The organism is Streptomyces sp. VRA16 Mangrove soil (assembly GCF_017377775.1).
GTDB lineage: Bacteria > Actinomycetota > Actinomycetes > Streptomycetales > Streptomycetaceae > Streptomyces.
Map to the genome: position 1 here is coordinate 104,778 of NZ_JAFVLN010000023.1, position 10,816 is coordinate 115,593.

The 10,816-nt window shown below is 65.6% G+C and carries 9 protein-coding genes and 2 rRNA genes; all 11 read right to left on the bottom strand.

The genetic code is table 11. From position 1 onward, the window contains the following. Nucleotides 1-28: 28 nt before the first annotated feature. The gene (locus J3486_RS39555) at nucleotides 29-649 is read right to left on the bottom strand and encodes a MerR family transcriptional regulator (RefSeq protein ID WP_207828856.1); all 621 of its coding nucleotides are present in this window, start codon (nucleotides 647-649) and stop codon (nucleotides 29-31) included. 206 nt (nucleotides 650-855) lie between these two features. Beyond that, a complete protein-coding gene (locus J3486_RS39560; RefSeq protein ID WP_005475662.1) occupies nucleotides 856-1,329 on the bottom strand; it encodes a bifunctional nuclease family protein in 474 nt (157 codons plus the stop codon). A gap of 86 nt (nucleotides 1,330-1,415) precedes the next feature. Then, nucleotides 1,416-2,150, bottom strand: coding sequence for a MerR family transcriptional regulator (locus J3486_RS39565; RefSeq protein WP_207828857.1), 735 nt, complete (start codon nucleotides 2,148-2,150; stop codon nucleotides 1,416-1,418). A gap of 27 nt (nucleotides 2,151-2,177) precedes the next feature. Further along, entirely contained in the window at nucleotides 2,178-3,116 is a 939-nt protein-coding gene (locus tag J3486_RS39570) for an FHA domain-containing protein (protein WP_207828865.1), read from the bottom strand. 82 nt (nucleotides 3,117-3,198) lie between these two features. Beyond that, nucleotides 3,199-4,101 carry a DUF881 domain-containing protein gene (locus tag J3486_RS39575; RefSeq protein ID WP_229379325.1) on the bottom strand — a complete coding sequence of 301 codons (903 nt, stop codon included), beginning with the start codon at nucleotides 4,099-4,101 and terminating at the stop codon, nucleotides 3,199-3,201. A 5-nt stretch (nucleotides 4,102-4,106) separates the two neighbouring features. After that, nucleotides 4,107-4,439 (bottom strand): small basic family protein, encoded by a 333-nt coding sequence (locus J3486_RS39580; protein ID WP_111663691.1) that lies wholly within the window; start codon nucleotides 4,437-4,439, stop codon nucleotides 4,107-4,109. Beyond that, the gene (locus J3486_RS39585) at nucleotides 4,436-5,341 is read right to left on the bottom strand and encodes a DUF881 domain-containing protein (protein ID WP_207828858.1); all 906 of its coding nucleotides are present in this window, start codon (nucleotides 5,339-5,341) and stop codon (nucleotides 4,436-4,438) included. Before J3486_RS39585 ends, J3486_RS39580 begins: the two co-directional genes overlap by 4 nt. Before the next feature lie 88 nt (nucleotides 5,342-5,429). Continuing rightward, the gene (locus J3486_RS39590) at nucleotides 5,430-7,925 is read right to left on the bottom strand and encodes a mannose-1-phosphate guanyltransferase (protein ID WP_207828859.1); all 2,496 of its coding nucleotides are present in this window, start codon (nucleotides 7,923-7,925) and stop codon (nucleotides 5,430-5,432) included. Between the two features lie 114 nt (nucleotides 7,926-8,039). Beyond that, nucleotides 8,040-8,648 carry a CDP-alcohol phosphatidyltransferase family protein gene (locus J3486_RS39595; protein WP_207828860.1) on the bottom strand — a complete coding sequence of 203 codons (609 nt, stop codon included), beginning with the start codon at nucleotides 8,646-8,648 and terminating at the stop codon, nucleotides 8,040-8,042. A 136-nt stretch (nucleotides 8,649-8,784) separates the two neighbouring features. Further along, a 5S ribosomal RNA gene (gene rrf / locus J3486_RS39600) occupies nucleotides 8,785-8,901 on the bottom strand. 88 nt (nucleotides 8,902-8,989) lie between these two features. Beyond that, nucleotides 8,990-10,816: ribosomal RNA gene (locus J3486_RS39605) — 23S ribosomal RNA — on the bottom strand; the annotation flags it as partial.

Here is a 10,816-nt window from a genome sequence, read left to right on the forward strand (position 1 = left end):
CGCCACTGACAACGCGGCCGTACCGCGGTCACACGGCCCGGTTGCGCCGCCTCGCGAGCTCGTCCGTGGGGTTGTTCCTGACGATGGTCTCGCCGGTGTCGACCCGCTCCCCGTGCAGCTGCGAGAGCGCGCTCTCCACGTCGCGCCACACCACGCCCACGGCGATGCCGAAGATCCCCTGTCCGCCCTGGAGCAGGTCGTGCACCTCGTCCGGCGACGTGCACTCGTACACCGTGGCGCCGTCGCTCATCAGCGTCATGCGTTCCAGGTCCCGAAAGCCCCGCTCGCGCAGATGCTGTACCGCCGTCCGGATGTTCTGGAGGGAGACGCCCGTATCTAGGAAGCGCTTCACGACCTTCAGGACGACGACGTCCCGGAAGCTGTACAGCCGCTGTGTCCCCGACCCGTACGCAGGCCGCACACTGGGCTCGACGAGGCCGGTTCTGGCCCAGTAGTCGAGCTGTCGATAGGTGATGCCGGCCGCCGCGCACGCGGTCGGTCCCCGGTATCCGATCTGTTCGGAAGTCGCGTCGCCGTTCGCTTCCGCCGCCACAGGCACTGCCTGCGGGCGCTGCGGAGTGTGATCGGCCGCGCTGCCGTGAAACGAGTACGGACCGCCCGTCGCCGTACCGTCGCCGCTGCTTCTCACGCCGACCTCCTCTTATGACCTGCCTTCTCGACGGTAGGCAGTCACTGGGGGTGCGTCAACGAACGCCACACTCGCCACGCCGAGTGATAATCACCCTAAGAGTGGTTTCCCGTATCCCACCGCGGGGAAAGGCTAGCCGAATGCGCCGAGGCGGCCGCCTCCGGGACGACCGCCTCACCGCACGGCCGTGGGCCGCTATTCACCGATCACTGACTGTTGGTCCCGAAATCTTCGGGCGAGATCTGGTCGAGGAACTCGCGGAACTTCTCCACCTCGTCCTCCTGCTCGTCCGGGATCGCGATCCCGGCATCGTCCAGGACCCCGTCACTGCCGAAGATCGGGGTACCCGTCCGCAGGGCGAGAGCTATGGCGTCCGACGGGCGGGCGCTGACCTCGACGCCGCTCGCGAACACCAGCTCCGCGTAGAAGACGCCTTCCCGCAGGTCCGTGATGCGTACTTCGGTGAGCTCCTGTCCGACCGCCTCCAGCACGTCCTTGAAAAGGTCGTGCGTCAGCGGACGCGCGGGGGCCATGCCCTGCTGAGCGAAGGCAATGGCCGTCGCCTCCCCCGGTCCGATCCAGATGGGGAGGTAACGGTCGCCTCCCACTTCACGCAGGAGCACGATCGGCTGGTTGGAGGGCATTTCGACCCGGACACCTACGACGTCGAGCTCGTTCACACAGCAACCCTAGGACGTGCCCGGCCGGTTTGGGTAGTCGGGCATGCGCCGCATGCCGGGACTACGGCGCCCACCCGTCCCTGCGATCAGGGCAGACGCACCCCGAGGGCGGTCTGTACAAGCGCCGCGTGCAGCTTCACCGTGAGCCCCGCCAGCTCCTTCGCGCGCGCCTGCGCGAGCGCCCTGGTCTGCGGATTGCGGTGCACCTTCAGCGGCGCGACGACCGAGTCCACCAGGCCGGCCTCACGGTCGGCGGCGGCCCGCATGACCCGCAGATGCCGTGGCTCGATACCGAATCGTCCCAGTTCGCCCACGAGCTCGGCGACCAGCACGGCCGAGGCGTCGTAAGCGCCCTCCGGCAACGGCGCGATGAGCCCGTACGACTGCCACTCGTCGAGCTCCGCCTCGTCGATCCCGGCGGCGGCGAGCAGTTCGTCCCGGCCGATGCGGGCAGCGGTCGGAGTGTCACCACTCTCGGCCGCCGCCGCGTCGCCGGGCCGCCCGGGCGCAGGTACGGGCAGGGACTCGCCCCGCTCCAGGGCGTCGAGCTGTTCCTTGATGACCTTCAGCGGCAGGTAGTGGTCCCGCTGCATCCGCAGGACATGGGCGAGTCGCTCGACGTCGTCCGGGCTGAACTTGCGGTAGCCCGAAGGCGTCCGCTGCGGCTCGATGAGCCCCTCCGACTCCAGGAAACGAATCTTGGAGATCGTGACCTCGGGGAACTCGTCACGCAGCATGTTCAGTACGGTGCCGATGCTCATCAGCCGACTGTCCGCAGTGGCGGTACCGATGCCGGCACCGCCCCTCGGTGTGTGAAGCATGGACCTTCCTGACGGTTCGCTGATGGGTCAGATGCCCCGCTGGTTCGCCGCGTAGAAGACCAGCCGGTACTTGCCGATCTGCACCTCGTCGCCGTTGTTCAGCGTCACGGAGTCGATGCGCTCACGGTTCACGTACGTGCCGTTGAGGCTGCCGACGTCGGAGACGGTGAACGAGCCGTCCTGCACACGACGGAACTCCACGTGGCGGCGCGACACGGTCACGTCGTCCAGGAAGATGTCGCTCTGCGGGTGACGGCCGGCCGTGGTCAGCTCGCCGTCCAGGAGGAAGCGGCTGCCCGAGTTCGGACCGCGCCGCACCACCAGGAGCGCCGAGCCCAGCGGCAGCGCGTCCACCGCGGCCTGCGCCTCGGGCGACAGGGCGGGCAGCTGCGTCTGACCGGTGGCCTCGGGGTCGTACGACTCGAGACCCGAGATGGAGATCGTGGAGGTGGTCTCCGACGGCCCCTCCGGCATGCCGCCACGCAGCGGCGCACCGCAGTTGGAGCAGAACCGGCTGTTCTCGCCGTTCCGGTTCCCGCACCTCTGACAGACCAGAGCGGACATGGACGGATCCTCCTGCCGCGGCTGCCCCGCGGGGGCTTGGGACGCGTACGGGCCAGGGCCAAACCCTCCACCCGTACTTGAGGTTGACGGTTCTCCGAAACCTATGCGGCCGGAACCGGCAGGGTCAACAGCCGACGCGCCCTGTCCGCCCGAATTGTCACCGACCTGGTCCCGGAACAGCGGGCGCTCGCCCACCTGCGTCTCCGGCACATCTCCCTGGCGCGGCGCACGATGACGGTTGTCCTCACGTGCGCTCTTGCCGAACAACTTCGCAAACAACTTCACGGGCGATTCCCCTTGACCGAAACAGACCCGCCCGTGGGGCAGGACGAACCCTGACTGCACACATCGGCGTACATCACTGACACGGACATCCTCACAACGTCCGTATCCGCCAAACAGTTTCCACCACGCACCCCGTCTACGGTGCGGCGACCCCCCGCAACCTCATGCCCTCGCACAACATCCCCCATGCACACGCGCCTCACTGGGAGGACGACCGAGCGTAATCAGGCCGCTGCGCCGTCCGCAAGGCGTCCACGACGATCTTCTCCGAACGGCTCACATCCACCGTGGCCTGCTCCTTCTCCAGCGTCTGCACGACGCCTCCCGGGATGTTGAGGGCAGGTTCGAGGTCCTGCGGCTTGCCGATGACCTTGAAGGTGTAGGGCTGCCTGATCTTGTGTCCATCGACGCTGACCCCCTTCCCTCCGGTTCCGTCCGTCAAGTACGTGTTCGCCACGACGCGCACACCGTTCACCTGGATCGCCTCGGCGCCGGCGGCCCGCAGCTCCTGGATCGCGTCGAGCAGCATGTCGGCCTCGACGGCCCCCTTCGTGTCCGTGACGGTCATCGTGATCCCGGGGCCCTGCGCGGCCACGGTGCCCGCGAGAATGCCGAGTTGACGTTCCTTCTCGACCGTCTGCTTGCGGGCCTCCTCGGCCTGGTCCGAACTGTTCTCCAGCTCGGTGCGCTGATCCTCGAGACCTTGCTTCTCGTCCTCAAGACGCTGAGTTCGGTCGTCGAGTTCATCGAGGATGCGGACAAGATCTTCCTGTCGCGCACCGCGCAGGGCACTGTTGTCGCTGTTGGACCGCACCTGGATGGCAAGCCCGAGGCCCAGCACGAACAACAGCACGGCCACGGTGAGTTGGGCGCGGGACACGCGCGGCGGCCACAGTCCCTTCACGAGCCTCTGACGCCCGGTCAGCTGGGGCTCGCCCGCGGGCTCCACCCGAGGGGCTCCCGGCTCGGCCTTGACCTCCGCGGGTAGCTCCTTGCGCAGCCCGAACGCGGGCTCGGCCGGCTGGGCCGACTGGGCCGACCCGGCGTGCTCGCCGCCCTCCGACGCCTCGCGCCGCCCGGGGGTCTCGTCTGGGTGGTTCATCGGCCTCACGCCCGGAACACGTGCCGCCGGATGGCTGCGGCGTTGGAGAAGATGCGGATGCCGAGCACCACGACCACACCGGTCGACAGCTGGGCACCGACGCCCAGTTTGTCGCCCAGGAAGACGATCAGCGCGGCCACGACGACGTTCGACAGGAACGACACGACGAAGACCTTGTCGTCGAAGATGCCGTCCAGCATGGCGCGCAGCCCGCCGAACACCGCGTCGAGCGCCGCGACCACGGCGATCGGAAGGTAAGGCTCGACCACCGCCGGAACCTCGGGACGGATGAACAACCCGACCACGACTCCCACGACGAGGCCCAGTACGGCGATCACGATGTGCCCTTCTGCTCTGCTCTCGGCTGTGCTGTACGTACGATCACGCTGGGCGCGGCGGGGATCTTGACGTCTTCCTGCGCCGAAATGCTGTTCCGGATCCCGAAGTTCTCCTTCAGGACGCTCAGATACAACCCGTCGGGGCTGTTCTGGAACCGGGTGCTCAGCCGCTGCCCGTCCCCCACCGCGAGCACCGTGTAGGGCGGCACCAGCGGCTTGTTGTCGACCAGTATCGCGTCACCCGCGGCCCGGATGGCGGAGAGCGCGGTGAGCCGCTGCCCGTTGATGCTGATGGCCTCGGCGCCGGACTGCCACAGGCCGTTGACGACCCGCTGCATGTCCCGGTCGCGCACCCGCCCCGTGTCGGAGAAGTCCGCGCTCTCCCGCGGGCTGGTCCCGCCGCCCGACTCCGCGGACTTGGCGTCGTCGACGACGAGCTTGACGCCGGGGCCGTGCACGGCGATCGCCCCCGACAGCATTCCCACCAGTTCGCCCTGGTCCCCGCCGTGCTTCTTCAGCGCCTCGCGCTGCATGTTCCCCACGTCGGTGCGGAGCGAGTCGACCTTGCCCTCCAGCTTGTCGGCGGACTCGGTCTCCTGGTCGATGCGGTCGATGAGCTCCTGGCGCTCCTTCGCGACGACCGGCGCGGCGATCCGGGCCTGCGCGGCCCCCACGGTGACGACCAGCGCGGCCAACACGAGCCCCGCGGCCAACCCCAGCTTCGCCCGCAGCGTCTTGGGCAGCCCGCCCTGCCCCTGTTCCCGCTTCCGGGCCGCGGCCTCCGCGTACCCGTCGTCCAGGCTGTGGTCCATCACATTGGTCAGCAGCGACATGGACGCATCGGGGCGCGAGGGGCGCTCGGGGGTGCTCCGAACGGGGGGCTGCTGCGGCATGCCGCACATCGTCGCACGTCGTGGCCACTACCTCCGAATGGCCCCACCGAAGGGCCGGTCAGCCCTCGAACTACGGACTGACCGACCCCTCGACAGCTCAGCGCCCGGCGCTGTCCACGACCGCGGACCACTCGTCGAGCAGCTGCTGCGCAGAGGCGTCGTCGGGCCCCTCGGCCCACAGATGCGTGACCGCCTCGGCCGGGTCCGGCAACACCATGACCCACCGTCCGTCGGCCTCGACGACCCGTACGCCGTCGGTGGTGTCCACGGACCGGTCGCCTGCCGCCTCCACCACCCGCCGCATGACGAGGCCCTTCACGGCCCACGGGGTGGCCAGGTCCCGCTTGAGCACATGGGCCCGCGGAATCCGGGCGTCGATCTGGCTCAATGTGAGCTGCGTCCGCGCGACCAGCCCGATGAGCCGCACGAACGCCGCGGCTCCGTCGAACACGCTGCTGAACTCGGGCACGATGAAGCCGCCGCGCCCGTCACCACCGAAGATCGTCCCGTCCTCGCGCCCCACGCGCGTGAGATCGTCGGGCGACGTGGTCGTCCACTCCACCTGGGTCCCGTGGTACGCGGCGACCTGCTCGCCGATCCGGGTGGTCGTCACGGGCAGGGCGACCCGTCCGCTGCGCCGCTCGGCGGCCACGAGATCAAGCATGACCAGCAGGGCCCGGTCGTCCTCGACGATCCGTCCCTTCTCGTCGACGAGCGAGAGCCGCTCACCGACCGGGTCGAACCGCACTCCGAACGCCGCCCGCGCCGACGCGACGATCTCTCCGAGCCGCACCAGTCCGGACCGCCGCGCGTCCGCGGTCTCGGTGGGCCGCGACTCGTCGAGCCCCGGATTGATGGTCAGCGAATCGACGCCGAGCCGCCCGAGCAGACTGGGCAGCACGAGCCCGGCACTGCCGTTGGACGCGTCGACGACGACCTTCAGCCCGGCGTCCGCGATCCCGGTCGTGTCGACGTTCCTGAGCAGCGAGCCCGTGTACGAGTCGAAGACGCTGGACGGGAAGTGCAGATCCCCGATCTCTCCGGGGAACGCCCGGCGGTACTCCTGGCGCGCGTACACCCGGTCGAGCTTGCGCTGACTCCCCTGGGACAGATCGGCGCCACGCTCGTCGAAGAACATGATGTCGACGGAGTCGGGGACTCCGGGCGTCGTACGGATCATGATCCCGCCGGCACTGCCCCTGGCCGTCTGCTGCCGCGCCACCGGCAGCGGCACATTCTCCAGGTCCCGTACGTCGATGGCGCTGGCCTGCAGGGCAGAAATGACCGCCCGCTTCAGCGCACGCGCACCACGGGAGTGGTCACGAGCGGTGGTGACGGTCGACCCCTTCTTGAGGGTCGTCGCGTACGCCCCTGCGAGCCGCACCGCCAGTTCCGGCGTGATCTCGACGTTCAGGATCCCGGAGACTCCACGGGCCCCGAAGAGATGGGCCTGCCCGCGGGACTCCCAGATCACCGACGTGTTGACGAAGGCGCCGGCCTCGATGGTCTTGAACGGATAGACCCGTACGTTGCCCTGGACGATCGATTCTTCACCGACGAGACACTCGTCGCCGATGACCGCACCGTCCTCGATCCGCGCGGCCCGCATGATGTCGGTGTTCTTCCCGACGACGCAGCCCCGCAGGTTGCTGTGCTGGCCGATGTACACGTTGTCGTGGAGGACGGCCTTGTGCAGGAAGGCCCCGCTCTTCACGACCACGTTCGACCCGACGACCGTGTGCTCGCGAATCTCCACATCGGCTTCGACCTTGGCGTAGTCACCGATGTACAGCGGCCCCCGCAGCACGGCATCGGGATGCACCTCTGCGCCCTCGGCGACCCACACCCCGGGCGAGATCTCGAACCCGTCGAGCTCGACGTCGACCTTGCCCTCGAGCACGTCGGCCTGGGCCTTCACATAGCTCTCGTGGGTACCGACGTCCTCCCAGTACCCCTCGGCCACGTACCCATAGATGGGCTTGCCTTCCTTCATGAGCTGCGGGAAGACATCACCGGACCAGTCCACCGGCACATCGGCCTCGACGTAGTCGAAGACCTCGGGCTCCATGACATAGATGCCCGTATTCACGGTGTCCGAGAAGACCTGGCCCCATGTCGGCTTCTCGAGAAAGCGCTCGACTTTCCCTTCCTCGTCGACAATGGTGATGCCGAATTCCAGCGGATTGGGTACGCGCGTCAGACATACGGTGACGAGCGCGCCCTTCTCCTTGTGGAAATTGATGAGTTCGGTGAGGTCGAAATCGGTCAGTGCGTCACCGGAGATCACGAGGAACGCATCGTCCTTCAGCGCTTCCTCGGCGTTCTTCACGCTGCCGGCAGTGCCGAGTGGCTTCTCCTCGTTGGCATAGGTGAGCTCCATCCCGAGCTCTTCGCCGTCCCCGAAGTAATTCTTGACAAGCGAAGCCAGGAACTGCACGGTGACCACGGTTTCGCTGAGCCCATGCCGCTTGAGCAACCTGAGCACATGCTCCATGATCGGCCGGTTGGCCACGGGCAGGAGCGGCTTGGGCATACTCGAGGTCATGGGGCGAAGGCGGGTGCCCTCACCTCCGGCCATCACGACGGCCTTCATGTCGGAAGCGTCCTCCTTGAAGAGACGACGGTCTAGCCGACTTCGCCCGTCCTGAATCGCCCACCGCTGTCACAGGGCAAGCGACCTGGCCTCAGCCAACCCACAATGGCGAGCTCAATCGGCCGTGGAGTCCGCCCGGACAAGTCGGCGGACCTGAACCACGTAGAGGATCCCTGCCCACCAGTACAGCGTTGTACCCCATCCAGCGAACGCCCATCCGAAAATAGCAGCGAGTTCGTGGATCCATCCACTTCCGTCGCTGAGCAACAACAACGGGAAGGCATACATCAGGTTGAAGGTGGCTGCCTTGCCCAGGAAGTTCACCTGTGGCGGCGGATAGCCGTGTCGCCTGAGGATCCCCACCATCACCAGAAGGACCAGTTCACGCGCAAGCAGTACCGCGGTCAACCAAATAGGAAGGATGTCCCGCCAGGTCAAACCGACCAAGGTGGACAAAATGTAGAGCCGGTCGGCGGCTGGGTCGAGCAGCCGGCCGAGGCTGCTGATCTGATTCCAGCGGCGCGCGAGCTTCCCGTCGAGATAGTCACTGACACCGCTCAGCGCAAGCACGAGCAGCGCCCATCCGTCACTCTTGGGGCCGCCGAACTCCGGCCTGAGGATCAGCCACAGGAACAGAGGTACGCCGACGAGCCGCGCCATGCTGAGGATGTTCGGGATGGTGAGGACCCGGTCTGTCTGGACACGGGTCTCCTGGACCTCCACCCGGGGGCCTCCTGGGTAAATAAGCCAACGATGCCCCCTGACTTTACCCTCAGCCCCGGCCGGCAGGAGCGAGGGGGCCCCTGGAACGCAGAAAACCCCCGGACCGTATCCCGGTCCGGGGGTTTTCTCAAAAATAGTTCGGCGGCGTCCTACTCTCCCACAGGGTCCCCCCTGCAGTACCATCGGCGCTGTGAGGCTTAGCTTCCGGGTTCGGAATGTAACCGGGCGTTTCCCTCACGCTATGACCACCGAAACACTATGAAACTGTCAACCGCACCGCATGTGTGACCCATGCGGGGTTGTTCGTGGTTTCAGAACCAACACAGTGGACGCGAGCAACTGAGGACAAGCCCTCGGCCTATTAGTACCGGTCACCTCCACACCTCACGGTGCTTCCAGATCCGGCCTATCAACCCAGTCGTCTACTGGGAGCCTTACCCCATCAAGTGGGTGGGAATACTCATCTCGAAGCAGGCTTCCCGCTTAGATGCTTTCAGCGGTTATCCCTCCCGAACGTAGCCAACCAGCCATGCCCTTGGCAGAACAACTGGCACACCAGAGGTTCGTCCGTCCCGGTCCTCTCGTACTAGGGACAGCCCTTCTCAATATTCCTGCGCGCACAGAGGATAGGGACCGAACTGTCTCACGACGTTCTAAACCCAGCTCGCGTACCGCTTTAATGGGCGAACAGCCCAACCCTTGGGACCGACTCCAGCCCCAGGATGCGACGAGCCGACATCGAGGTGCCAAACCATCCCGTCGATATGGACTCTTGGGGAAGATCAGCCTGTTATCCCCGGGGTACCTTTTATCCGTTGAGCGACGGCGCTTCCACAAGCCACCGCCGGATCACTAGTCCCGACTTTCGTCCCTGCTCGACCCGTCGGTCTCACAGTCAAGCTCCCTTGTGCACTTACACTCAACACCTGATTACCAACCAGGCTGAGGGAACCTTTGGGCGCCTCCGTTACCCTTTGGGAGGCAACCGCCCCAGTTAAACTACCCATCAGACACTGTCCCTGATCCGGATCACGGACCGAGGTTAGACATCCAGCACGACCAGAGTGGTATTTCAACGGCGACTCCCCAACCACTGGCGTGGCTGGTTCAAAGTCTCCCACCTATCCTACACAAGCCGAACCGAACACCAATATCAAACTGTAGTAAAGGTCCCGGGGTCTTTCCGTCCTTCTGCGCGAAACGAGCATCTTTACTCGTAGTGCAATTTCACCGGGCCTATGGTTGAGACAGTCGAGAAGTCGTTACGCCATTCGTGCAGGTCGGAACTTACCCGACAAGGAATTTCGCTACCTTAGGATGGTTATAGTTACCACCGCCGTTTACTGGCGCTTAAGTTCTCAGCTTCGCACGCCCGAAAGCGCACTAACCGGTCCCCTTAACGTTCCAGCACCGGGCAGGCGTCAGTCCGTATACATCGCCTTACGGCTTCGCACGGACCTGTGTTTTTAGTAAACAGTCGCTTCTCGCTGGTCTCTGCGGCCACCCCCAGCTCAGAGTGCAAGACTCGTCACCAGACGTGGCCCCCCTTCTCCCGAAGTTACGGGGGCATTTTGCCGAGTTCCTTAACCATAGTTCACCCGAACGCCTCGGTATTCTCTACCTGACCACCTGAGTCGGTTTAGGGTACGGGCCGCCATGAAACTCGCTAGAGGCTTTTCTCGACAGCATAGGATCATCCACTTCACCACAATCGGCTCGGCATCAGGTCTCAGCCTCAATGTGTGACGGATTTACCTACCACACGGCCTACACCCTTACCCCGGGACAACCACCGCCCGGGCTGGACTACCTTCCTGCGTCACCCCATCACTCACCTACTACCAACTTGGGCCGGCGGCTCCACCACTCCGAACCACGTCAAAGACGAGGACGGCGGCTTCACGGCCTTAGCATCACTGGATTCGATGTTTGACGCTTCACAGCGGGTACCGGAATATCAACCGGTTATCCATCGACTACGCCTGTCGGCCTCGCCTTAGGTCCCGACTTACCCTGGGCAGATCAGCTTGACCCAGGAACCCTTAGTCAATCGGCGCAAACGTTTCTCACGTTTGTATCGCTACTCATGCCTGCATTCTCACTCGTGAACCGTCCACAACTACCTTCCGGTGCTGCTTCACCCGGCACACGACGCTCCCCTACCCATC